Origin of the sequence: Intrasporangium sp. (genome assembly GCF_036566125.1) — a bacterium.
Lineage (GTDB): Bacteria > Actinomycetota > Actinomycetes > Actinomycetales > Dermatophilaceae > Intrasporangium.
This window is the reverse complement of the sequence record NZ_DATCWX010000134.1, coordinates 1-24,097: the sequence shown is the minus strand read 5'-3', so window position 1 is coordinate 24,097 and position 24,097 is coordinate 1. Positions and strand designations below refer to the sequence as shown.

The following is a 24,097-nucleotide window of genomic DNA, read 5'->3' as shown; positions in this document are numbered from 1 at the left end:
CCAAGGCTCGCCCGGGCGGGCGGCCGGCCGCGTCGACCGTCGGTCTGGAGGTGGGGCGGCCTGGCTACGACCTGGGTATGACGAAGGGGCCGAGGATGTCTCCTCGGCCCCTTCGGGGGTGGCGTGACGTCGGTCAGGCCGTCTCGGTGCCGGACCCGGCGGTCGGGCCGGCGCTGCCGGTCACGTCGCGGGTCGGGTCCGGGACACCGACGAGATCAGCGCCGAGCGCCTCGTCCAGAGCCGCGCCCTCCGGCAGCTCGGGCAGGTCGTCCGCTGGGCGGTGGTCCGGGTGCGCCATGCTGCTGAAGGTGAACTTCTCCTCCTTGCCCTCGCCCTCGGTGCTGATCCGCACGTACTGGCCGGACGTGAACTCGGCGTAGAGGATCTTCTCCGAGAGGGCGTCCTCGATCTCGCGCTGGATCGTGCGGCGGAGCGGCCGCGCGCCGAGCACGGGGTCGTAGCCCTTCTTGGCGAGCAGGTCCTTGGCCTCGGGCGTGAGCTCGATGCCCATGTCCTTGTCCTTGAGCCGCTTGTCGAGCTTGGCGATCTCGAGGTCGACGATCTGCGTGATCTCGTCGCGCGACAGGTGCGGGAAGACGATGACCTCGTCGACGCGGTTGAGGAACTCCGGCCGGAAGTGCTGCTTCAGCTCATCCGTGACCTTCGCCTTCATCCGCTCGTAGTCGGAGCGGCTGTCGGGCCCGGCCGAGAAGCCCATCGACGCCTTGGAGATGTCTCGGGTGCCGAGGTTGGTCGTCATGATGATGACGGTGTTCTTGAAGTCGACCATCCGACCCTGCGAGTCGGTGAGGCGACCGTCCTCGAGCACCTGCAGCAGGCTGTTGAAGATCTCCGGGTGAGCCTTCTCCACCTCGTCGAAGAGCACGACCGAGAACGGCTTCCGGCGGACCTTCTCGGTCAGCTGGCCGCCCTCCTCGTAGCCGACGTAGCCGGGCGGGGAGCCGAAGAGCCGGCTCACCGTGTGCTTCTCGGAGTACTCCGACATGTCGAGGCTGATCAGCGCGTCCTCGCTGCCGAAGAGGAACTCGGCGAGCGTCTTGGCGAGCTCGGTCTTACCGACACCGGTCGGACCGGCGAAGATGAACGAGCCACCGGGACGGCGCGGGTCCTTCAGGCCGGCGCGGGTGCGCCGGATGGCCTGGGACAGGGCCTTGACGGCGTCGTTCATGCCGACGATTCGCTTGTGCAGCTCGTCCTCCATGTGGAGCAGTCGGCTCGACTCCTCCTCGGTCAGCTTGAAGACCGGGATGCCGGTACTGGCCGCGAGGACCTCGGCGATGAGCTCCTCATCGACCTCGGCCACGACGTCCATGTCGCCGGACTTCCACTGGGCCTCACGCTCGGCCTTCTCGGCGCGGAGCCGCTTCTCCTCGTCGCGGACCCGGGCGGCCCGCTCGAAGTCCTGGCCGTCGATCGCCGACTCCTTCTCGCGCACGAGGTGCGCGATGCGCTCGTCGAACTCGCGCAGGTCCGGCGGAGCGGTCATCCGGCGGATGCGCAGGCGCGCGCCCGCCTCGTCGATGAGGTCGATCGCCTTGTCGGGCAGGAAGCGGTCGTTGATGTAGCGGTCGGCCATGTTGGCAGCCGCGACCAGCGCACCATCGGTGATGGTGACGCGGTGGTGCGCTTCGTAGCGGTCCCGCAGACCCTTGAGGATCTCGATGGCGTGCGGCAGCGTCGGCTCCTGCACCTGGATGGGCTGGAACCGCCGCTCGAGCGCCGAGTCCTTCTCGATGTGCTTGCGGTACTCGTCGAGCGTCGTCGCGCCGATCGTCTGCAGCTCACCGCGGGCGAGCATCGGCTTGAGGATGCTCGCGGCGTCGATGGCTCCCTCGGCGGCACCGGCACCGACGAGGGTGTGGATCTCGTCGATGAAGATGATGATGTCGCCGCGGGTGCGGATCTCCTTGAGGACCTTCTTCAGCCGCTCCTCGAAGTCACCGCGGTAGCGGCTTCCTGCGACGAGGCTGCCGAGGTCGAGCGTGTAGAGCTGCTTGTCCTTGAGCGTCTCGGGCACCTCGCCCTTGACGATGTCCTGGGCCAAACCCTCGACGACCGCGGTCTTGCCGACGCCCGGCTCGCCGATGAGGACCGGGTTGTTCTTGGTGCGGCGAGACAGCACCTGCATGACCCGCTCGATCTCTGTCTCGCGCCCGATGACCGGGTCGAGCTTGCCCTCGCGCGCGGCCTGCGTCAGGTTGCGGCCGAACTGGTCGAGGACGAGGCTCCCCGCAGGGGTGCCCTCGCCGGTGGCCTGGCCGACCCCGGCACCGGTCTTCTCGCCCTGGCCGCCCTGGCCCTGGTAGCCGGAGAGCAGCTGGATGACCTGCTGGCGCACCTTGTTCAGCTCGGCGCCCAGCTTGACGAGGACCTGGGCAGCGACGCCCTCACCCTCACGGATCAGGCCGAGGAGGATGTGCTCGGTGCCGATGTAGCTGTGGCCGAGCTGCAGTGCCTCGCGGAGCGAGTACTCGAGGACCTTCTTGGCCCGGGGTGTGAAGGGGATGTGGCCGGTGGGGGCCTGCTGGCCCTGGCCGATGATCTCCTGGACCTGTGCCCGCACGCCCTCGAGGGAGATGTCCAGGCTCTCCAGAGCCTTGGCAGCGACGCCCTCGCCTTCGTGGATCAGACCCAGGAGGATGTGTTCGGTGCCGATGTAGTTGTGGTTGAGCAGGCGTGCTTCCTCCTGCGCCAGGACCACCACCCGTCGGGCCCGGTCGGTAAACCGTTCAAACATGTCTTCTCCTGCCTGATCGAGATACCTCGATGCTATCCACGCCCGCTGTGAGCAGGCACCCCGCACAACGCGAGCCTGTGCGTGAGTGTTCCCATCTTGAGCCTGCCTGCCTCAGGTTTCGGCCCCCTGTTCGCCGTGAGCGGAAACACGGCTCGGTCCTCTCCCTCTACCCGGGGTATGCCGCTGAGCGCCCTCCCGGGGTCACAGTTGCGTCCCACTCCTTCCGCCCGCCCCCCAGCTCACGTCCCGCCAGTTGGGGACCGGGGTGCCGGTTCGGCGGGGATCTGGCCCTCATCCCCGCAACATCGGGACCGAGGTGCCGGTTCGGCGGGAATCTGGCTCTCATCCCCGCAACATCGGGACCGGGGCCCCGCTATGACGGCGATGCGACATCACCAGCTCGGCTCGGGAAGTGCCGCCGCCATTCATCCGACAGCGTTGGAACGGTCATGCCGCGCTGCCGCATGGCCTTGGTGATCCGGCTCAGCGTCGTGCCCGGCGTGTTGTAGATGCCGGAAGACACCACGACAAGGCGCCGGATCTGCCAGTCGTCGAGCTGCTCGTCCCGGTCGAGGTCACGGTGCCACTGCTCGGTCGAGTCCGCGTGCTGCCGCCCGTCGTATTCGATCACGAGGCCGAACTTCAGGTAGCAGAGGTCGAACCGGTAGATCAGCTGACCGTCGGCATCGACGACGCGATGGTTGACCTTGGGCTCGGGCAGCCCGGCCAGGACGATGAGCAGCCTGAGCCGCGACTCCATGGGCGAGTCGACTCCTTTGCGCACGAGTGCGGCCGCCCGCTTGGCCAGGCGATGATGTGGCCCGGTCGACCCCGCGACGAAGGCAACGAGCTGCCGCGTCGTGAATCGCTCTCGCTTCACCAAGGAGTCCCCGAGCACCACGAGGTCCACCAGCGTCAGCACCTGTGCCATGTCGAGGAATGTCTGCATCGGAGTGGTCGTGCGCAAGCCGCGCCAGGTCGTCACCTGCTGGTTGCGCTTCGCGCGATGCCCTGCGATCCCTCTGGCCTTCGGCCGATTCCTCGGAGAGGTCACATGGACATCGGGATCGTCGGGGACCACACCGCCGAAGAGGCGCGCCGCCGAGAAGTGCGAGAGGTAGGACCCCTTGGGGCAGATGGACAACGCAGCCTCGTTGAGACGACGGTCATCGACCACGTCGTCCCTGGGAACGTGCACGCCGTGAAAGAGCTGGCGGTGCGAGCGGCGAAACGACCACGCCGTCGACCCGGCGGACAGCGCACCTGCTCGGGTGAACAGGCCCGGCGCCAGCTCCAGCTTCGCTTTGTCCTCACCGTCTGCATCGCGTGCGCCAGTTGTCACGCGGACAGCGTCTCGAAAACGGAGGACGGTCAAGGGTGCTCATCCACAGGCCCGCCACATGCGGACCCGGGCCCGGGAATGGCGGGGGTTCTGCCGAAACTGCCGCCACATGCGGACCCGGGCCCCCGACCGGCGCAGCCTCAGGCGCGGCGGGCCCAGGACTCGTGCAGCGCGCGAACCTCGTCCTCGAGCTCAGGGGCCGGACCATCGACCACCGCACCCGGCACGACCTCGCGGATCGGCAGCGCCCGTACCGGCGACTCCGGCATCCCCCACTCGGCCCGCCACCGTGCCAGCTGCGCCGAGCTCGCCGCATAGACGATCCGCCCGAGCCCGACCCAGCCATGGGCGGCGGAGCACATTGGGCAGTGCTCACCGGACGTGTACACGGTCGCCGCAGCCCGCTCCTCCCGTGACAGGTTCGCCCCGGCCCATCGGGCAATCGCGAACTCCGGATGCTGCGTCTCCTCGAGGGCGACGACGTGGTTGTGGTCCTCGAAGAGCATCTCGCCACCAGCCCCCACCAGCACCGAGCCGAACGGCTCGTCCCCTCGCTCGAGAGCCAGCCGCGCGAGGGCCACGGCGCGCCGCAGGTGGTCCAGATCGGTGTGGCTGAGCGTCATGCCACCCTCCCGGTGACCATCGCGAACGTCACGAACGCTCCGCCGTCCGCCTCGAGCATCTGTTGCACGGGCGAGCTCATCTGTCCCTTGAGCTCCATGACGGCTCGCTCCCACAGCAGCCAGTTCGCGCACCCGTCCGCCTGCTCCCGAGCCGTCACAGACGTGAAGGCCCGCGAGAACTCCCACTGGCTCCGCAGCCACTCGGCGGTGTGCCATGCAGCGGTCTCGGCGCCCACCACCTTGTCGATGTGGTCGGGGATCGCGCCGAGCTCGCGCACCTCGGTCGTCAGGGCAGGCGTCGCGACGCCGAGCTGTCCGCCCGGTTTGAGGAACGTCGCCAGGTACGGCGGATAGTGATCGCCCGTCCCGAAGTACTCCCACGCGTCGATGCTGGCGATCACATCGAAGGAAGCGCGCCCGAACGGCAGCGCCCCGGCATCGACCCGCATCGGCAGAACCTGGCCGTCGACGCCCTCCTTCGAGAAGACCTCGGCCGCCTCGGTCGGGTCGACCCACAGGTCGGCCGCCACGACCTGCACGCCGTATTCCTTGGCGAGGAACACCGACGTCGCCCCACGCCCGGAGCCGAGGTCGAGGACGCGCATGCCGGGCCGGAGGTCCAGGTCCTTCGCGAGGTCCTCGAGCAGCCACAGCGGGTGCGGGCCCATGTCGAGGTCGACGAGCCACTTCGCGTCGTACTTGTTCGACCGGGGGAACTCGTCCTTGGTCAGGTGGTCGAGCGCAGGCATCGGTTCACTTCCATGTGATGGTGACGAGGTCGTGCCACCAGGGGTCGACCTCGGCCCCGCGGTTCCAGAGTTGGAGATAGAGGTCCACCGGGTGCCCGGCCAGTTCGCGGTCAATCGTGCCGTATGCCGCTGAGCTCGCCCCGTCGACCACCGTGACCTCGACGGGGTGGTCGGGTCCCATACCGAGTCGCCAGGCGCTGGGCGAGTCATCCGGCCGCACAAGCATGACCGACTCCTCCGGAGGGTGGATGCCCTGGCTGCGGCGCGGGACGAACCCGCGAAGCAGCTCGTCGAGGCCGTCCAGGGCCAGGTCGGTGCTGATCCAGGTCTCCTCGCGAGCGGGCGGCCGCCCGAGTCGCGCGGCAAGGGCATCGACCGCGTGGATCGTCGTCTCGTGGCACTGCCGCCGGGTCCAGAAGACCTTGGGGGATGGAGCATTCTTGAGAAAGACGAACGCCTCGAGGTCATCCGGTGCGTCGACGATGGCCTGGAGCAGGGCGGTTGCTCCCTCGTCGAACCAGCCGAGGAGGTCCGGCTCCGACATGGCAGCCGCCTCCAAGGCCTCCGGCGCGTCGATCGGCGACTCGCTCACGTGTCCCGCCGCCCACCGATGCACCATGCCGACGTGCGCGACGAGATGACGCACGGTCCACCCCGGGCACGTGGGCACGGTGGCATCGAGACCCGCCGCCATCGCATTGGCTCGCAGCACGGTCGCGGCCTGGCCGAGACCATCGCCGAGCGCACTCAGGGGAGGAGCGGGGGGAAGGCGTGCGTCCATGCGGTGAGTCTGCCGCACGGCGGTAGGTTTGCGAGGGGCGCCCTGACCAGGCGGCCCTGCCAGCCCTGCCCCATCCGACGAACGACCAGGAGGTCCCCGTGGACGCCAGCGACCTGCTGCGCAACTCGCTCCTTCAGCTGTCCAAGCAGGAGAACATCCGCGACTTCGTCGAGAAGACGCCCGTGTCGCGTTCGGTGGTCAAGCGCTTCGTCCCGGGGGCGCAGCACTCAGACGTCGTCGCTGCGGCGGGAGAGATCGCGGCGACCGGGCGGCTGTCGACGATCGACTACCTCGGCGAGGACACCGCGGACCTGGCCCAGGCGCAGCAGACGCGCGACGCCTACCTCCAGCTCATCACCGCCCTCCGCGACGAAGGCCTCACCGAGGGCGCCACGGCCGAGGTCTCGCTCAAGCTGAGCGCACTCGGTCAGGCACTTCCCGGGGATGGCAACAAGGTCGCCCTCGAGCACGCGCACGACATCTGCACCCTGGCGGACCTGGCGGGGACGACCGTCACGCTCGACATGGAGGACCACACCACGACGGACCAGACGTTGGAGGCTCTCCGCGAGCTGCGGGCGGACTTCCCGACCGTCGGTGCGGTCCTGCAGACGTACCTCCATCGGACGGAGGCAGACTGCCGAGACCTCGCCGGCACCGGATCCAGGGTCCGGCTCTGCAAGGGCGCATACAAGGAGCCGGAGTCGGTTGCCTTCCAGTCCCGCAGCGACGTCGACCGGTCGTACGTCCGGTGCCTCAAGATCCTCATGCATGGGGACGGCTACCCGATGATCGCCACGCACGACCCGCGCCTCATCGAGATCGCAGGCGCGCTCGCGGCCCAGGCCGGACGCGCCGCCACGTCGTTCGAATACCAGATGCTCTACGGCATCCGACCCGAGGAACAGAAGCGGATCTCCGACCGAGGCGACCAGATGCGCGTCTACATTCCCTATGGCGAAGAGTGGTACGGCTACCTCATGAGGCGGATGGCCGAGAAGCCAGCCAACGTCATGTTCTTCCTGCGCGGCCTGGCGACGAGAGGCTGAACCATGGCGACCACTGCGATCTTCGGCGCCGGTGTGATGGGCGAGACCCTGCTGTCCGGCCTGCTCCGCTCCGGTCGTGACGCGGCCGACCTCGTCATCACCGAGCGCAACCCGGACCGTGCCGCGCAGCTCGCCGAGAAGTACCACGTGCGCGCGCTGCCGAACCCCGAGGCTGCCGAGCTGGCGGACACGCTCGTCCTCGTCGTCAAGCCCCAGGACATGGAGGCCCTGCTCGACGAGATCCGCGACCACGTCCGCGAGGGCAACACCGTCGTCTCGCTCGCGGCCGGGATCACGACCGAGTTCCTCGAAGCGCGCCTGCCCGAGGGGTCGTCGGTCGTCCGAGTCATGCCCAACACGCCCGCTCTCGTCGACGAGGGAATGGCCGGCATCTCGCCTGGCCGGCATTGCGCCGAGGAGCACCTCGTCGAGGCCGAGGCACTGCTCTCGTCGTGCGGCAAGGTCGTCCGCCTCGAGGAGAAGCACCTCGATGCGGTCACCGCGATCTCGGGCAGCGGGCCCGCATACATCTTCTACGTCGTCGAGGCCATGATCGAGGCCGGCGTCGTCCTCGGGCTGCCCCGGGCCACGTCCACCGAGCTCGTCGTCCAGACGCTCTACGGGGCCGCGACGATGCTCAAGGAGACCCACGAGCATCCGACGGTGCTGCGCGAGCAGGTGAGCTCGCCGGGCGGCACGACGGTTGCTGCGCTGCGACAGCTGGACGACCACAAGGTCCGGGCGGCCTTCGTCAACGCGATGGAGGCCGCGGCAGCGCGGTCCAAGCAGCTGGCCTCTGGTCAGGTCTGAGACCAGCTGCTTGGAGGTGTCGCCTACTGGACGGCGGTGAGGGCGTCGACCTCGCCGGCGCCGTAGAAGCCGTTGCGCTGGCCGCCGTGGCAGGATGCCTCGTACAAGGTCTCCCGATCCGCCCAGTTCGGCGTCGGGTTGTAGACCCCCACAGGGCAGGCCAGCGGCTCGGCCGTCCGCTCGAGGAGCGAGGCCAGCGCGCCCGGGCTCAGTTCCGGGTGGGCCGAAAGAGCGAGAGCCGCGACGCCGGCAGCGTGCGGGCTCGCCATCGACGTGCCCTGCTTGTAGCCCCAGCCGTTCGCCTTCGTGACGGTGTTGAAGGTCGTCGACAGGATCGCGTCAGCAGCGTTCGAGACCGCGCCTTGGCTGCGGAACCGGCTGTCGCCGCCAGGTGCAGCAACGTCGACCTGACCCTGGCCATAGGACGAGTAGTAGGACTTCTGCTCGGTCGGACCCGTCGCGGAGACCGTCACGACACCAGGGGCCTGCCCCGGCAGGACGACGCAGGCGCCGTTGATGGTGCGGTCCTCGACCGGGTAGCTGCCGTCGTTCGGGCTGCCGCTGTCGATGAACTTGTGCTGCAGGTCGACGTTGGAGTTCCCCGCCGAGGCGATGTTGAGCACACCCTTGTTCTGGGAGTAGCTGATGGCGCGCTGGACGGCCTGCCAGACCGGGCGCTGCCGCTCGTCGTTGCGGCAGTTCCATTGCCACGGGTCGATGTAGTAGCTGTTGTTCGTGATGTCCATGCCCTGGTCGGCCGCCCACATGAAGCCGCAGAGCGCGGCCTCCGGGTAGATGTAGCCGTCGTCGTTGACCACCTTGACCGAAGCCACCTTGGCACCGGGGGCGACGCCGGTGACGCCGACGCCGTTGACCGCAGCGGCGATCGTGCCGGCGACGTGGGTGCCGTGGTCGGAGGTGGTCGGGTTCCACGCACCCTCGGACGTGTCCTGGACCCCTCCGATGCACGAGACGCTCTTGTCTTTGGCGATCTGGGTGGCGAGGTCGGGGTGGCTGCTCGAGATGCCGCTGTCGAGGACGCCGACGACAACCCCCTCACCGGTCGTCACCCCGTGGGCCTGCGCCACATTGATCTGCGGCATGTCCCACTGCAGGTTGTACAGGGGCTCGCCCGACGCACCGTTCGCCGTCACCTCAGCTGACTCGACGGTCTCGAGGGTGCCGCCCTCGTCGAGGGCCGAACCGAGGCCCGTCGTGGCACCAGCTGATGCAACACCCGGTCCCGCCACGTCCGTGACGAAGCTCGGGTTGGTCGAGCGTGCGACGATGACGCCGATCTGACGGTAGTCGGCGGCCACGGTGCCGCCTGCCGCGGCGACACGCGCCTTGGCCTGATCCGTCGCGGCGCCCGGGGCGAGGACGAGGTAGGTCGTCTCCGCACCGTCTGTCGCTGCCGCTGCGAACCCTGCAGTGCCGACGACCGAGAGGCCGAGGGCCACCGCGCTGGCGGTCGCGAGTGGGAGGAAGTAGCTGCGTTTCACTGAGCTGCTCCAATCGGGAGGGTGGTATGACTGATGCCGGTCGTTCGGGCCGGCATTAGGGGCGAACCTAGTGGCGCCGTGTGACGTTCGCCACCGGAGGAGGGTGTGTCGGTCGTATCCTCGCCGCATGCACCTGCACGTCGTGCGCCCCGACGACTGGGAGAGTCACCGCGACGTCCGGCTGGAGATGCTCCGGGACGCTCCCGACTCGTTCTGGTACACCTACGCCGACGAAGCCGTCTACGACGAGGCGGACTGGCGCGAGCGCATCGAAGGCGCCTGGCTCGTCCAGGCCCGGGATGCGGACGGTGTCGTCGGTAGTGCCGGGCTGGGCTCGCACTGGGAGCCCGGGCGGGCTCGGACCGCCTCACTCTTCGGCCTTTACGTCGCGCCGCGCGCTCGGGGGCGCGGCGTCGGTGAGGCACTGGTCCGGGCCGTCCTCGAGGAGGCTCGCCACCTCGGGAAGGCCGAGGTCGTCCTCGAAGTGGGCAGCCACAACGACCCCGCGATCGCGCTCTACGAGCGCTGTGGCTTCGTGCGAACCGGTGCAATCACGGGGCATCCCCGCCGCGAGGACGTCCACGAGCTCGAGATGGTGCACCCTCTCTGAAGAGAGCGTCCCGGGCGTCCGGGTCATCAGGAGTTCACCCACCCTCGGATGCAACTGATCGGGCCGCATGCCATGGTGGTGCCATGAGCGAGATCACCGTGCGCCACCTGGGCGAGGATGAGTGGAAGGACTATCGGGCGGTTCGACTCGAGGCACTGAACGAGTCCCCCGAAGCCTTTGTCGCCACCGCGGCCGAGGAGGAGACCTTCGACGAGGCCCATTGGCGCGCACGGATGCAGCGATCGGCCCGCCTCATTGCCGAGCGCGACGGTGCAGCCGTCGGAGTGCTGAGCGTCGGGACCGCACCATCCGACGAGGAGGGCCGGGCGGGTGAGCTCTTCGGCCTCTGGGTCAAGCCCGAGCTGCGTGGCTCCGGTGTCGCAACCAAGCTGGTCAAGAACGGCGCGGCCCTGGCCAAGCAGCGCGGTCAGAGCCAGCTCTACTACTGGGTCGGGACGGAGAACGGCCGTGCGGTCGCCTTCGCGAGTGGCATGGGGTTCCGGCCGACGGACCAGCGGCGCCCGATGGGAGTGACGTCCGAGGAGGATGGCGAGGAGGAGATCGCCATGGTCCTCCCGCTCGCGGACGATCGCCGAGTGATCGGAGGGCGCTGAGGCCGGGTCAGGGCCGTGCCGCGAAACGTTCGATGAGCTCAGTCGGTCCGCTGACGATGAGCACGTGGTGCGCCGAGACCTTGGTCTGCGGCACGGCGTAGGTGAAGTCCTCTCCGGGTGCCTTCACCCCCACCACCGTCACGCCGTACTTGCGTCGGATCTGGCTCTGCTCGAGGGTGAAACCGATCGTCTCCTGAGGCGGGTTGATCTTGACGATCGCGAAGCCGTCGTCGAACTCGATGTAGTCGAGCAACCGACCGTTGACGAGGTGCGCCACACGCCGGCCGGCGTCCGACTCCGGCGAGATGACGTGGTGCACGCCGATGCGGTCGAGGATCCGCTTGTGCTCCGGCGAGAGTGCCTTGGCCCAGATGGAGGGCACACCTGCGTCGACGAGATTGGCGGACGCGAGGACCGAGGACTCGATGGATGAGCCGATGCCCACGATCGCGATCTTCGGCTCTGCCGTCCGGATCATGTCAACGGCGCTCGCGTGGGCCATGTCGGCATGGACCACCTTGGCGAACTTGTTGACGTACGTCTCAGCAAGGGCGTTGTCCCGCTCGACGGCGATGACGCGGTGACCGAGCTTGGTCAGCTCCAGGGCGACGGCCGCGCCGAAGCGCCCCAGGCCGATCACGAGCACGTCGTCCTCGAAGAGCTTGTTGCGCGCCATGGGATTCCCTTCTCCACAGTCCGCGCCCAACGGTGACGCGATAGCGTCTCAATCATGCCAAGCCAGGCCCGCATCGTTTGGGACGCGTCGTTCACGAAGTACAACTTCGGCCCGAGCCACCCGATGGCACCCATTCGACTGGACCTGACGGCGCGGCTCTGCGAGGCCCTGGGCCTGTTCGACGCCCCGGGCGTCGAGGTGCGCGGTGCGGAGCCGGCGAGCGACGAGCTGCTCGAGACCGTCCATGACCCCGACTACGTCGCGGCGGTCAAGGCTGCCTCGGCCGACCCCGCCCGGGCGGACCCCGACCGGGGCATCGGCACGGAGGACGACCCTGCGTTTGTCGGGATGCATGAGTCGAGCGCCCGGATCGTCACCGGGACCGTCGACGTCGTGCGCGCCGTCTGGGAGGGGGAGACGAGCCACGGCGTCAACTTCACCGGCGGCCTCCATCATGCGATGCCCGACCGGGCGAGCGGCTTCTGCATCTACAACGACATCGCCGTCGGCATCCAGTGGCTGCTCGACCACGGCGCTGAGCGGATCGCCTACGTCGACGTCGACGTGCATCACGGGGACGGGGTCGAGCGGATCTTCTGGGACGACCCGAGGGTCCTGACCATCTCGCTGCACGAGACGGGCCGGGCCCTCTTCCCGGGGACCGGCTGGCCGACCGACATCGGCGGCCCCAAGGCCGAGGGGTGCGCTGTCAACGTGTCCCTGCCGCCGGGGCTGGCCGACGCGGGGTGGCTCCGGGCGATCCACGCCACCGTGATGCCGATCGTTCGCTCCTTCAAGCCCGACATCCTCATCACCCAGCACGGTTGCGACACCCACGCCGAGGACCCACTCGCCCACTTCGCGATGACGGTCGACGCCCAGCGGTCCGCGGCGGACTCGCTCCACCGCCTGGCGCACGAGGTCTGCGACGGCCGGTGGGTCGCGCTGGGCGGCGGTGGTTACGAGGTGGTGGGCGTCGTCCCGCGCACGTGGACGCACCTGACGGCCATCGCCGCGCACGTTCCGCTGCCCACGTCCACGGAGATCCCCGAGGACTGGCGCGAGCACGTCGAGCGCGCGACCGGACGTCCGGCGCCGTTGCGCATGGGTGACCTGACGACCCAGGACGGACCGCTGTGGTGGCGCTCGTGGGACCTCGGCTACGACCCGGGCAGCGAGGTCGACCGGGCCATCATGGCGACCCGAACTGCGGTGTTCCCGCACCACGGGCTGGACATCCACTTCGACTGACGCTCGAAAGTGCAGTGCGACCTGCTCTTTCGATCTGGCACCATGGCCGGACGGCGTTGAAGGGCCTGACAATCCTGAGCCGAGCAGGACAAGAGGCCGACCGCGATCCGCGGCGGCGAAGGTGCGGTGGCACAGCGACTCTCCCCATCGCCCGCACCTCCGGGGCACGACCCCAGGAGGTGAAGGAATGTCCACGACACAACACTCGTCACGACACCCATCCGTCGGCACCGCGTCCCGCGTCCTCGCGCGAGACCTCGCATCCCATCCCGAAGGCGCACGAGCGACCCTCGCCGGTTGGGTCCATCGACGTCGCCTGCTCGCCAGCGTGACGTTCGTCGTGATGCGGGACCGCTCGGGCCTGGTCCAGGTCGTCGCCAAAGACCCCGAGGTCATCGCGAGCCTCGGTGCCCTCCCCGAGGAGACAGTCGTCGAGGTGACCGGTCGCGTGGTGCACAACCCGGCGGCGCCGGGTGGCGCGGAGCTTGTCGAGCCGGTCTTCACGCCGCTTACCGAGCCGGCCCTGCCACCGCCGGCGGAGCTCTGGCGACCCACCTTCGGCGCCGGGCTGCCGACCCGGCTCGACCACGCGGCGGTGACGCTGCGCCACCCGAGGCACCGCGCGGCCTGGGAGATCGCGAGCGCTTCCTTGCGCGGGTTCCGTTCGGCGCTGGTCTCGCTCGAGTTCACCGAGATCGTGACGCCCAAGCTCGTCGGGACCGCGACCGAGTCCGGCGCGAACGTCTTCACCGTCGACTACTTCGGCCAGTTGGCCTATCTCGCACAGTCCCCTCAGCTCTACAAGCAGATGCTCGTCGGGGTCTTCGAGCGGGTCTTCGAGGTCGGGCCGGTCTTCCGCGCAGAGCCGCACGACACCGTCCGCCACCTCGCGCAGTACACCTCGCTCGACGCGGAGCTGGGCTTCATCCGCGACCACCGCGACGTGCTCGCAGTTCTCCGGGCCGCCCTTCTCGGGATGGTGGAGTCGATCAGGACGTATGCCGCTGAGGCCGCTTCGCTCCTCGGCGTCGACCTGCCCCGGGTGCCCGAGGAGTTCCCGGTCATCCACTTCCGTGACGCGCTGGCGACCGTCGGTGCGGACCCGGACGAGCCCGACCTCAGCCCCGCGCACGAGCGTGCGCTCAGCGAGTGGGCACGAGTCGAGTTCGACTCGGACTTCCTTGCGGTGGAGGGCTATCCGATGGCCAAGCGCCCCTTCTACACCCACCCGCAGCCTGGCGACGAGAGGTGGAGCAACAGCTTCGACCTGTTGTTCCGGGGCCTCGAGCTGACGACGGGCGGACAACGGCTGCATCGTCCGAGCGACTACGCCGCCGCACTGGCCAGGAGCGAGACGGACCCCGCCCTGCTTGCGGGGTACCTCGACGCCTTCGCGCACGGGATGCCGCCCCATGGCGGGTTCGCGATCGGGCTCGAGCGCTGGGTGGCCCGGCTCACCGGCGCGGAGAACATCCGCGACGTCACCCTCTTCCCGCGCGACCTGAACCGGCTCGCACCATAGCTCGATGATTATGGTCCGTTTTGGTCGGCGTGTCGGCTTGCGGCGGGTGAGACGCACACTCTGTGGCCTTTCCCTCCTGTCACATCAGCACCTAAGGTTGCTTAGTGCACCCGTGTGATGTTTCGCCGGAGGGGAAGCCGGCGACATACGGGTGTTGGAGAGATCGAGGTTCACATGTCGAATGAGCGCCAGCTCAGCGAGGTGCGGTTCCTGACCGTCGCCGAGGTCGCCTCGATCATGCGCGTGTCGAAGATGACGGTGTATCGACTCGTCCACGGCGGCGAGCTCCCGGCCGTCCGGGTCGGCCGCTCCTTCCGGGTTCCGGAGGACGCCGTGCACAAGTACCTGCAGACGTCATTCATCGACACCGCGTGAGGAGATCGAAAGAGCAGTTTCTGCCCCGCCGCGCTCGAGGTCACCCGAGGACGCAGGGGCAGAAGCTGCTCTTTCGATCAGCGGGTGGCTTTTGAGCTCGCCCCCGGGGACACGCTAGGCTGTGCACTCGGCTCGGCTCGAGGAGTCGACTCTCCCGATTCGCGGGCGGTCGGCGCAAGTCGGCACACTGCACCGTCAACGGATCAAGGACAACCATGGGCTCTGTCATCAAGAAGCGCCGCAAGCGGATGGCGAAGAAGAAGCACCGCAAGCTGCTGCGCAAGACGCGTCACCAGCGTCGTAACAAGAAGTGACCTGACGCGTTCCGCGGGCCTTGGCCCGCACGTCTCGGCCCTCGCCCTCCGGGCGGGGGTCGACTGCTGCCACCACCACCCCTCCCGATGGGAACCCGTCGGTAGGGTGGTGCCGAAGCCCACGCAGTGAACCGAGGGCGCTGGTCGCCCTCTTCTCAGCCGGGACGTGCGGAGACAGGAGGAGTCGTGGCCAAGGTCGTGCTCGTGACCGGCGTGTCCCGCTACCTCGGAGGCCTCTACGCCCGGCGGCTCAGTGCCGAACCGGAGATCGAGCGCATCCTCGGCGTCGACGTCATCCCGCCCCGGCACTTGATCGGGCGAGCGGAGTTCGTCCGGGCCGACATCCGCAACCCGATGATCGGCCGGATCATCCGGCAGGCCGGGGTCGACACCGTCGTGCACATGAACGTCATTGCCACGCCCAAGGACACGGGCGGTCGGGTCACGCAGAAGGAGATCAACGTCATCGGCACGATGCAGCTGCTTGCCGCGTGCCAGAAGTCGGACAGCGTGCAACGGCTCGTCGTGAAGTCGACAGCGGCCGTCTACGGCTCCTCGCCGCGCGACCCGGCGATGTTCGCCGAGGACATGAACGCCAAGTCCACGCCCCGGACCGGCTTCGGCAAGGACTCGATCGAGGTCGAGGGCTACGTCCGGGGTTTCTCGCGCCGGCGTCCGGACGTCGAGATCACCATGCTGCGTCTCGCCAACGTCGTTGGCCCGCAGATCCGCACGGCCATCACCGACTATTTCGCCATGCCCCTCGTCCCCGTCCCAATGGGCTACGACGCCCGCATGCAGTTCATCCATGAACATGACGCCGTGGAAGCGCTCGCCCAGGCGACGACCGGACCGTCCGTGGGCATCGTCAACGTTGCCGGCGACGGATTCGTCACCCTGCTCCAGTGCCTCGCCGTCGTCCGCCGCCCGATCATCCCGGTCCCGATGTCGACCGCCGGAATCGTGGGCAACATCGTCAAGCGGAGCGGGCTGGCGGACTTCTCCCCCGACCAGGTTGCCTTCCTCGCCTTCGGGCGTGGCGTGGACACGACCCGGATGCGCGAGGTCTTCGCCTTCGCCCCGCAGTACACGACCCGCGAGGCGTTCGCGGACTTCGCGGAGCACCTCCGCCCGGTCGTGCCCGGAGTCGGCGACGTCACCGAGGCGGTCAGCGGGGCTGCCGGTGGAGGAGCTGCGACGCTCGCCCGTGTCTTCGAGAGGCTGCACCAGTGACCGAGCGCAACGACCGGCCCGAATCCACAGAGGCCGGCACGAAGAAGGCGAGCGCCAGCAAGACGGCGAGGAAGAAGACCGCCGCGACGAAGTCGAGCACCCCGAAGGCTGGCACCCGGAAGGCCAGTGCCGGCCAGAGCACGGCGCGCAAGGCCAAGGGCGAGAAGGCCGCAGTCCAACCGGTGCCCGCCTCGCGCAACGCCTTCGAGGCCGGTGCGGCCAGGGCCTCCGGGGAGCGTCGGCGGCGTTCCGGCACACCGTTGCTGTCGGCACTCGAGCCGGTCGAGCTCAGTGCTGCCCGTCGCGAGGTGATGCTCGCCAAGCTCGCCATGCCGGAGCAGCCGAAGTCCGGCGTGGACGAGAGCACTGGCGCCGGCAGGGGTGACGTGTCGGGCACGACGACGCCGGACACGCCCAGGCGGAAGCGGCCGCCCCGCAAGGCCATCCGCGAGCGACGGGAGCAACGCGCACGGGAACGTGCCCTGCACCCGGTCCCGTCCTTGCCCGAGCCACTCGAGGCGGTCGCTCCTACGACCGAGCCGGCTGAGCGGCATACGGATCCTCCTGCGGAGCAGCCGGGCGGGGCTGCCGGAATCGCCGCCGGCCTGCAGAGCCGGGCAGAGCGACTCGTCGGCGCCGTGCTCGAGTCAGCGGAGTTCTCGTCCGAGGTGCGACCTGGTCCGGCGGAGCTCGTCGAGCTGGCCGTCAACGTGCTGCGGGCTGCTGCCACGGCAGCCGGGGTGCCGGCCGAGGACGTGGAGCGCCAGGTTGCCGAGACCCTCGCGTATGTGCGCCGCCGGCTGACCGGGGACTACACCGTCGATGAGTTCGGCTTCGACGAGGAGTACACGGTCCACGTCCACCTGCCCCTGCTGCGGCCGTTGTACAAGTCATGGTTCCGGGTGGAGGTCAAGGGGATCGAGAACATCCCGTCCGAGGGCGGGGCCCTTGTCGTGGCCAACCACTCCGGCACCGTGGCGATGGACTCCCTGATGACCCAGGTGGCCGTCCATGACGAGCACCCGAACAAGCGACACCTGCGCATGCTCGGCGCCGACCTCGTCTTCCAGCTGCCCTTCGTCGGCGCGATCGCCCGCCGGTCCGGGACGACGCTTGCCGCCAACACCGACGCCGAGCGGCTGCTCGCGGATGGCCACCTGGTCGGCGTCTGGCCCGAGGGCTTCAAGGGCGTGGGCAAGCCATTCAGTGAGCGCTACAAGCTCCAGCGTTTCGGGCGAGGGGGTTTCGTCTCCGCGGCCCTTCGCGCCGGCGTCCCGATCGTGCCGTGCTCCATCGTCGGGGCCGAGGAGATCTACCCCATGATCGGCAACCTGCCGACCGTCGCCCGGCTCCTCGGCCTCCCCTACGTGCCGATCACGCCGACCTTCCCGTGGCTCGGACCGCTCGGGGCCATCCCGCTGCCGAGCAAGTGGCTCATCGAGTTCGGCGCGCCGATCGACACGACCGCTCTTGGCCGAGATGCCGCCGACGACCCGATGCTCGTCTTCGACCTGACCGACCAGGTCCGCGAGACGATCCAGCAGACCCTCTACAGCCTGCTCATGCAGCGGCGATCGGTCTTCATCTGAGCTTCGGCGCCTCAGCCGTGGGCTCGTCGGCCCCCTGTTTGTGAGCCTGCGGCGGGGGTAGCGTTTCTCGGAAGACGACTCGCCGGGAGGCACCGATGCAGCTCGACTGGCTCAAGCCCCTCACCGGCATCGAGGGCCCGTTCGCGTGCGCGACACTCGACGCCAGCAACCTCGACCCGGTGACGCGGAGCCGTCGACTTGCTGCTTGGGGCTCGGCTCGACGGGAGCTGGAGCGCCGCGGCGCCGATGGCGACACCCTGGCGGTGCTCGAGGAGGCCGTGACGGATCCGACGGGGGCCGGTGAGCGCACCCGGGTCGTCTGCGCGAGCCATGGCCACCTCGTCCTGGACGTCGGCATGGACGGACGGCCGCGCCATGAGTCGTCGTCCTTCGGGCCGGTCCCGCGGTTGATGGAGGTCGTGCGCGGACTCGACGGCAAGGAGACCCACGCCGTGGTTCGTCTCGATCGAGAGGGCGCCGACATCAAGGTCATCGACCCCAGCGGCGCGATCGTCACGGCCACCGACGTCACCGGCGAGCACGACGAGCTGCGCAAGGTCGGCGTCGGGGGTGCCTCCCAGCGCCGGTTCCAGGCACGCGCCGAGGACTCCTGGAAGCACAACGCCAATCAGATCGCCGCCGAGCTCGACCGTCTCGTTCGGCGCCTCCGGCTCGGCGTGGTCTTCCTCGAGGGCGAGGAGCACATGGCGTCCTACCTGCTCGAACAGGCCTCCGGGCCCACGGCAGAGCTGCTCGTCAGGCTCGACACCGGTGGCAGAGCGGCCGGCACCTCGGAGACGGCGGAGGTGACCGCGCGGGATGCGGCGCTGGGTCGGCGGCGCGCCGCGCGCGACGCTCGCCTCCTCGAGCGGTTCGGCGACGCGAAGGGCGCCGGCTCGACGGTGGAGGGCTGGGATGCGGTGATCGAGGCGGTCGCCAAGGCACAGGTCGCCCACGTCCTGCTCCATTCCGACGTCTGGGACGGTGAGTCGGAAGCGCCGGCCACTCAGGAGGCGGCCATCGAGGACCGCGACCCCAACGCGCTCATCTGGTCGCTGGCTCCGGTAGGTGCCGAGATCTCACTCGTCGCCCAGCCCTTCGAGGCCAAGGATGGCGTCGCAGCCATCCTCCGGTGGAACGACGCGTCGACGCCGGAGTGAGACGGACGCGGGGACATCCGGCACGGACGGCCGAGTCCTAGCATGGGTCCATGCCCGAGCCTGAATCGCGCGTCACTCTCATCGGTCGCCCCGGATGTCACCTCTGTGATGAGGCGCGGGCGGTCATCGACCGGGTCACCGCCGAGCTCGGCGTCTCGTGGGAGGAGCGCTCCATCGACGACGATGCCGAGCTGCGCGCGAAGTACGCCGAGCAGATCCCGGTAACTCTGGTCGACGGCCGGCGCCACGACTTCTGGCGGGTGGATGAGGCACGGTTGCGTTCGGCCCTGATGTGACGGCTGGTGACCGGGCGGGCCGGATCACAGGACTGATCGCAGGACTGTCCACGTGGTGGTGACATTCGCCGCTCACTTTGTGCAAGGGTTCACAAACGTCTAGCCTGACGGGGTACCCACGCGCTCCGCGTTCGTGGTCTCTTGGCGTTCCCGGGAGGCCAGTTCGCCTCAGACGAGAGGAGCCGGTGACCCAGCGTGTCGGCCGACCCCACCTTGCGTCGCGAGATCCCCGACGCAACCGTCGCGCGGCTCCCCGAGTACCTGCGAACCCTCTCGCGCCTCGCCGAGGAGGGCGTCCTGTCAGTGTCGTCCGAGGAGCTCGCGGCAGCCGTGGGCGTCCGCTCGGCGCAGCTGCGCAAGGACCTGAGCCACCTGGGCTCGTACGGCGTCCGCGGAGTCGGCTACGAGGTCGAGACGCTGGCCCTCGAGATCTCCCGGGCGCTCGGCCTCACGGAGGACTGGCCCGTCGCGATCGTCGGGATGGGTAACCTCGGTCACGCGCTCGCCTCCTACTCGGGCTTCGTCACCAAGGGCTTCCGCATCGTCGCGCTCTTCGACGACGACCCGGCACTGCGGGGCGAGGTGGTCCAGGGGATCGAGATCCAGCCGTTCGGCCACCTGCCGCGACGCTATGCCGCGGACCCCATCGCCATCGGAGTCATCGCCACCCCTGCGGTCGCCGCCCAGACCGTGTGCGATGCGCTCGTGGACGTCGGCGTCAGGTCCATCCTCAACTTCGCGCCCGCCGTGCTCTCCGTGCCCGACGGTGTCGACGTCCGCCGCGTCGATCTCTCCACCGAGCTGCAGATTCTTGCCTTCCATGCCCAGCAGAAGGCGCTGGCCCAGGGCGCCCTTGCCCCGCTCGACTCGCTCGACTCACTCGATGCCCAGGGCTTGGCCAGCGCAACGGGCTCCGGACCGGTGGTGACGACGTGAGCCTTCTCGTCATCGGACTGTCCCACCACACGGCGCCGCTCGCGCTGCTGGAGTCCCTCTCCGAGTCACCCGCCCGGGTCGCTGACATCGCGACCGCGGTCCTCGCGTCCGCGACCGCGTCCGAGGCCGTCGTCCTCGCGACGTGCAACCGGCTCGAGGTCTACGCCGAAGTGCCGGCCTTCCACCCGGCTGTGGCCGCAGTCGGTGAAGCACTCGCCATCGCCGCCGGGACGAGGCGGGAGGGCCTGCCGACGTCGTCCGCTGTGCCTCCGAGCGACCCCGTCGAGGAGCTCGCCACCCGGGCGGAGGGCATCGCCGACCATCTCTACGTCCGCTATGACGACGGCGCGGTGGCCCACGCCTTCACGGTGGCCTGCGGCCTGGACTCGATGGCCGTGGGGGAGTCGCAGATCCTCGGCCAGATGCGAGATGCCCTCGCCGCGGCACAACGGGCCGGTCGCGCAGGGGAGTCGCTCAACTCCCTCTTCCAGCATGCCCTTCGGGTGGGGAAGCGCGCCCATTCCGAGACCGACATCGACCGGCACAGTGTCTCGCTCGTCCAGATCGGCCTCGAGGAGGCCGCAAGCGTCCTGGGTGACCTGCGCGGCCGGCGCGCCGCCGTGGTGGGTGCGGGGGCCATGAGTGGGCTCGCCGTGGCCACCGCCGCACGCAGTGGCATCGCCGACCTCACGGTCATCAACCGGACGCCGGTGCGGGCCGAGCGCCTGGCCGCATCCGTTGGCGGGACGCCTCGGCCCTGGTCCGACCTCGCTGAGGTCCTGGCCGAGAGCGACCTCGTCATCACGTGCACTGGCGCGGTGGGCCAGGTCATCACGGAGGACCGACTGGTCCGGAGCGTCGCCGCACGCCGAGGCGTGCCGCAGGTCATCATCGACCTGGCACTCCCTCGGGACGTCGCGCCGGTCGAGACGTGGACCCAGCCGCTCCCGAGTGTCACGCTCATCGACCTCGAGGAGCTCGGCCGACGTCTCGAGGGGCGGACCGACCTGCTGCAGGTGGACCTCGTCAGCGATCTCGTCACTGCCGAGGTGGCCGACTACCTGACTCGCCGGCTCCAGAAGTCCGTCGCTCCCACCGTCGCCGCCCTGCGCGCCCGCGCCGCCTCCCTCGTCTCGACCGAGCTGGACCGGCTCCACCAGCGCCTTCCCGAGCTCGACGAGGCGACCCGTGCCGAAGTCGGACTCGCGGTGCACCGCATCGTCGAGAAGCTGCTCCACACGCCGACGACCCGGGTCAAGGAGTTCGCCGTCGAGGGAGCCGGGCCCGACTACGCCGCCGCACTCCGCGAGCTGTTCGACCTCGAGCCGAAGGACGTGGCCAACGTCTCGTCCCCGCCCAAGCGAGGTGCCCCATGACCGCCCTGCGCCTCGGCACCCGACGCTCGGCGCTCGCCACGACGCAGTCCCGCTGGGTCGCCGACCGGCTGCGGGCAGCCGGCCACGAGGTCGAGCTCGTCGAGATCACGACCGAGGGCGACGTCTCCGGCGAGTTGCTGACGGCCATCGGCGGCACGGGCGTGTTCGCCGCGGCCATCCGCAAGGCTCTCAAGGACGATCGCGTCGATCTCGCCGTCCACTCGCTCAAGGACCTCCCCACCACTCCTGAGCCGGGACTCGTCATCGCCGCCGTGCCCGTGCGCGAAGACAGCCGGGACGTCCTGGTGGCTCGCGATGGCCTCACCCTCGGGGAGCTACCAGCCGGATCGACCGTGGGCACCGGCTCGCCCAGGCGGACGGCACAGCTCGCGACGCTGGGCCTCGGACTCGACATCCGCCCCATTCGCGGGAACGTCGACACGCGACTTCGGTTCGTCGCCAGCGGAGAGCTTGACGCGGTCGTCCTGGCGCGCGCGGGCCTGGCTCGACTCGGCCGGCTCGGCGTCGTCACCGAGGTGCTCGACCCGATCCAAGTCCTGCCAGCGCCCGGTCAGGGGGCGCTCGCGGTCGAGTGCCGTGCCGACCGGACCGACGTGCAGGACGCCGTCAGGATCCTCGAGGACGCCGACACGAGGATCTGTGTCACCGCCGAGCGTGCGCTGCTCGCGGCCCTGGAGGCAGGCTGCACGGCGCCGGTCGGTGCCCTCGCCGAGGTCGTCGAAGGCGACGAGGGACCGGAGTTGTCCCTCCGTGCCTTCGCCGGAAGCGAGGACGGACGAATCGACTTGCGTCGGTCGCTCACCGGTAGGTATGACAACCCTGAGGTGATCGGCCGACAACTCGCCCAGATCCTGCTCGAGGACGGCGCCGCCGACCTCGGCCAGCCCTCCACTCCCGCACAACGACCCCCGGAGCCAGTTTCGTGACTCGCACACGCCAGCCGTCAGAGCCGACGGTGCCGACCCCCACGGTCCCGACGACCCCCTCACGGGTCGCCTTCGTCGGGTCCGGCCCCGGCGACCCGGGGCTGCTCACCCTGCGGGCACGCGACCTGCTTGCCGCCGCCGACGTCGTGGTGCTCGACCGCCTCATGCGTGAGGAGGCCGTGCTGCGCTACGCCGGCGAGCACGTGCAGATCGTGGACGCCGCGCACGGTGAGAACGGTCAGGAGCTGACCCACGCCGTGCGCGCCAAGCTCGTCGTCCGGGCTGCGAAGTCCGTCCGTTCGGGTGGCCTCGTCGTGCGCCTCATGGACGGCGACCCGGCGACCTTCAACGGTCTCGTCGAGGAGGTCCGTGCCTGCCGCAAGGCCGGCATCAGCTTCGACGTCGTTCCCGGGGTGTCGGCTGCGAGCGCCGTGGCGACCTACGCCGGCGTCCCGCTCACGTCGAAGGCCACTCCTGCGATCCATGTGCTCAACGCCGACCAGTCGGGGCTCGACCTGGCCCGGTACGGCACGAACGACGACACCGTGGTCATCCTCGGCTCGATGTCGTCGATCGGCGCGGCGCTGGACGGCTTGCTCGAGTGTGGACGTCCGTCCGAGGCTCAGGTCGTGCTCGTCGAACGGGGCACCACCGTCCGTCAGTCCTCGTGGACGACGACCCTGGCCGACGCGGAGACCGCGCTGTCGCGCGCCACGGGCGAGGTGTCCGCAGCGGTGGTGTCACCCAACGTCGCGCTTCGCGAGGAGTTCGCCTGGTTCGAGACCAAGCCGCTGTTCGGCTGGAAGGTCCTCGTCCCCCGCACCCAGGCCCAGGCGGGACCCACGATCGAGCGGCTCGCTGCCTACGGCGCCGTCGCCGACGTCGTGCCGACCATCTCCGTCGAGCCGCCTCGCACCCCGCAACAGATGGAGAAGGCCGTCCGGGGACTCGTCACGGGTCGCTACGAATGGATCGGCTTCACCTCGACCAACGCCGTTCGCGCGGTCCGGGAGCGCTTCGAGGAGCTCGGGCTCGACGCCCGGGCCTTCGCCGGCCTCAAGGTGGCGGCCGTTGGTGGCGTCACCGCCGACGCGCTGCGCGACTGGGGCATCAACCCCGACCTCGTGCCGGTCGGGGAGCACTCCGCAGCGGGACTGCTCGAGGTGTGGCCAGAGTTCGACGAGGTCCTCGACCCGATCAACCGCGTCCTGCTGCCCCGTGCCGACATCGCCACCGACACGCTCGTGGCCGGCCTGCGTGACATGGGCTGGGAGGTCGACGACGTGACGGCCTACCGGACCGTCCGCGCAGCGCCTCCCGCGCAGCACGTGCGGGATGCGATCAAGGGCGGCGACTACGACGCGGTCGTCTTCACGTCGAGCTCGACGGTGCGCAACCTCGTGGGGATCGCAGGCAAGCCACACGCAGCGACCGTCATCGCCTGCATCGGCCCCGCCACCGCCCAGACCGCCCAGGAGCACGGCCTACGCGTCGACGTGCTGGCACCGGAGGCCTCGGCGGTCAGCCTCGTCGATGCCCTGGCCGGCCACGGCGTCGGTCTTGCGGTCGCGGCCGCCGAGGCGG

23 protein-coding genes are annotated in these 24,097 nt (G+C 69.5%); 16 read left to right on the top strand and 7 right to left on the bottom strand.

The features are described from left to right. Window positions 1-133 precede the first annotated feature (133 nt). From VIR15_RS07845 to VIR15_RS07825, 5 genes are all read right to left on the bottom strand, one after another. Window positions 134-2,758, bottom strand: coding sequence for an ATP-dependent Clp protease ATP-binding subunit (locus VIR15_RS07845; protein ID WP_331926916.1), 2,625 nt, complete (start codon window positions 2,756-2,758; stop codon window positions 134-136). Window positions 2,759-3,131: 373 nt separating this feature from the next. Beyond that, window positions 3,132-4,100: a putative endonuclease domain-containing protein gene (locus tag VIR15_RS07840; RefSeq protein WP_331926915.1), complete on the bottom strand. Its 969-nt coding sequence runs from the start codon at window positions 4,098-4,100 to the stop codon at window positions 3,132-3,134. Window positions 4,101-4,240: 140 nt separating this feature from the next. Next, complete coding sequence (locus VIR15_RS07835; protein WP_331926914.1) at window positions 4,241-4,723, bottom strand: nucleoside deaminase; 483 nt, start codon at window positions 4,721-4,723, stop codon at window positions 4,241-4,243. Beyond that, complete coding sequence (locus tag VIR15_RS07830; RefSeq protein ID WP_331926913.1) at window positions 4,720-5,472, bottom strand: SAM-dependent methyltransferase; 753 nt, start codon at window positions 5,470-5,472, stop codon at window positions 4,720-4,722. Before VIR15_RS07830 ends, VIR15_RS07835 begins: the two co-directional genes overlap by 4 nt. Window positions 5,473-5,476: 4 nt before the next feature. Beyond that, window positions 5,477-6,253, bottom strand: a complete 777-nt coding sequence (locus VIR15_RS07825) for a maleylpyruvate isomerase family mycothiol-dependent enzyme (RefSeq protein ID WP_331926912.1) — start codon at window positions 6,251-6,253, stop codon at window positions 5,477-5,479. 98 nt (window positions 6,254-6,351) lie between these two features. On the opposite strand from VIR15_RS07825, the gene VIR15_RS07820 reads away from it, so the two are divergent. Together VIR15_RS07820 and proC are read left to right on the top strand one after the other, a co-directional pair. Continuing rightward, window positions 6,352-7,302: a proline dehydrogenase family protein gene (locus VIR15_RS07820; RefSeq protein WP_331926911.1), complete on the top strand. Its 951-nt coding sequence runs from the start codon at window positions 6,352-6,354 to the stop codon at window positions 7,300-7,302. Window positions 7,303-7,305: 3 nt separating this feature from the next. Next, the gene (gene proC, locus VIR15_RS07815) at window positions 7,306-8,112 is read left to right on the top strand and encodes a pyrroline-5-carboxylate reductase (RefSeq protein WP_331926910.1); all 807 of its coding nucleotides are present in this window, start codon (window positions 7,306-7,308) and stop codon (window positions 8,110-8,112) included. A gap of 23 nt (window positions 8,113-8,135) precedes the next feature. Here proC and VIR15_RS07810 read toward each other — a convergent pair whose 3' ends face one another. Continuing rightward, window positions 8,136-9,614 (bottom strand): S8 family peptidase, encoded by a 1,479-nt coding sequence (locus tag VIR15_RS07810; RefSeq protein WP_331926909.1) that lies wholly within the window; start codon window positions 9,612-9,614, stop codon window positions 8,136-8,138. Window positions 9,615-9,741: 127 nt separating this feature from the next. Between VIR15_RS07810 and VIR15_RS07805 the strand changes: the two genes are divergently transcribed. Continuing rightward, window positions 9,742-10,224, top strand: a complete 483-nt coding sequence (locus VIR15_RS07805; RefSeq protein ID WP_331926908.1) for a GNAT family N-acetyltransferase — start codon at window positions 9,742-9,744, stop codon at window positions 10,222-10,224. Between the two features lie 83 nt (window positions 10,225-10,307). Further along, the gene (locus VIR15_RS07800; protein WP_331926907.1) at window positions 10,308-10,838 is read left to right on the top strand and encodes a GNAT family N-acetyltransferase; all 531 of its coding nucleotides are present in this window, start codon (window positions 10,308-10,310) and stop codon (window positions 10,836-10,838) included. A 7-nt stretch (window positions 10,839-10,845) separates the two neighbouring features. Here the strand turns inward: VIR15_RS07800 and VIR15_RS07795 are convergent, their stop codons facing one another. Beyond that, complete coding sequence (locus tag VIR15_RS07795) at window positions 10,846-11,514, bottom strand: potassium channel family protein (RefSeq protein ID WP_331926906.1); 669 nt, start codon at window positions 11,512-11,514, stop codon at window positions 10,846-10,848. Between the two features lie 54 nt (window positions 11,515-11,568). Here VIR15_RS07795 and VIR15_RS07790 point away from each other — a divergent pair, with 54 nt between their 5' ends. The 12 genes from VIR15_RS07790 to VIR15_RS07735 form a co-directional block, all read left to right on the top strand. Continuing rightward, window positions 11,569-12,765, top strand: coding sequence for an acetoin utilization protein AcuC (locus tag VIR15_RS07790; RefSeq protein WP_331926905.1), 1,197 nt, complete (start codon window positions 11,569-11,571; stop codon window positions 12,763-12,765). A gap of 187 nt (window positions 12,766-12,952) precedes the next feature. Further along, window positions 12,953-14,287, top strand: coding sequence for an aspartate--tRNA(Asn) ligase (aspS, locus tag VIR15_RS07785; RefSeq protein WP_331926904.1), 1,335 nt, complete (start codon window positions 12,953-12,955; stop codon window positions 14,285-14,287). Window positions 14,288-14,461: 174 nt separating this feature from the next. Further along, complete coding sequence (locus VIR15_RS07780) at window positions 14,462-14,662, top strand: helix-turn-helix domain-containing protein (RefSeq protein WP_331926903.1); 201 nt, start codon at window positions 14,462-14,464, stop codon at window positions 14,660-14,662. A 215-nt stretch (window positions 14,663-14,877) separates the two neighbouring features. Then, window positions 14,878-14,976, top strand: coding sequence for a 30S ribosomal protein bS22 (locus VIR15_RS07775; RefSeq protein ID WP_003792170.1), 99 nt, complete (start codon window positions 14,878-14,880; stop codon window positions 14,974-14,976). Window positions 14,977-15,162: 186 nt separating this feature from the next. Beyond that, window positions 15,163-16,209, top strand: a complete 1,047-nt coding sequence (locus VIR15_RS07770) for an NAD-dependent epimerase/dehydratase family protein (RefSeq protein ID WP_331926902.1) — start codon at window positions 15,163-15,165, stop codon at window positions 16,207-16,209. After that, the gene (locus VIR15_RS07765; RefSeq protein ID WP_331926901.1) at window positions 16,206-17,798 is read left to right on the top strand and encodes a 1-acyl-sn-glycerol-3-phosphate acyltransferase; all 1,593 of its coding nucleotides are present in this window, start codon (window positions 16,206-16,208) and stop codon (window positions 17,796-17,798) included. Before VIR15_RS07770 ends, VIR15_RS07765 begins: the two co-directional genes overlap by 4 nt. Window positions 17,799-17,893: 95 nt before the next feature. Then, window positions 17,894-18,958: a baeRF2 domain-containing protein gene (locus tag VIR15_RS07760; protein ID WP_331926900.1), complete on the top strand. Its 1,065-nt coding sequence runs from the start codon at window positions 17,894-17,896 to the stop codon at window positions 18,956-18,958. A gap of 50 nt (window positions 18,959-19,008) precedes the next feature. Further along, the gene (locus VIR15_RS07755) at window positions 19,009-19,254 is read left to right on the top strand and encodes a glutaredoxin family protein (protein ID WP_331926899.1); all 246 of its coding nucleotides are present in this window, start codon (window positions 19,009-19,011) and stop codon (window positions 19,252-19,254) included. Window positions 19,255-19,449: 195 nt separating this feature from the next. Beyond that, window positions 19,450-20,190, top strand: a complete 741-nt coding sequence (locus tag VIR15_RS07750; RefSeq protein ID WP_331926898.1) for a redox-sensing transcriptional repressor Rex — start codon at window positions 19,450-19,452, stop codon at window positions 20,188-20,190. Next, window positions 20,187-21,566, top strand: coding sequence for a glutamyl-tRNA reductase (hemA, locus tag VIR15_RS07745; RefSeq protein WP_331926897.1), 1,380 nt, complete (start codon window positions 20,187-20,189; stop codon window positions 21,564-21,566). The genes VIR15_RS07750 and hemA overlap by 4 nt, the downstream gene beginning before the upstream one ends. Further along, on the top strand, window positions 21,563-22,513 hold the full coding sequence (hemC, locus tag VIR15_RS07740; protein WP_331926896.1) for a hydroxymethylbilane synthase: 951 nt from the start codon (window positions 21,563-21,565) through the stop codon (window positions 22,511-22,513). The genes hemA and hemC overlap by 4 nt, the downstream gene beginning before the upstream one ends. Next, the coding region (locus tag VIR15_RS07735) for a bifunctional uroporphyrinogen-III C-methyltransferase/uroporphyrinogen-III synthase (RefSeq protein ID WP_331926895.1) at window positions 22,510-24,097 on the top strand (1,588 nt) is incomplete at its 3' end. The genes hemC and VIR15_RS07735, both read left to right, overlap by 4 nt.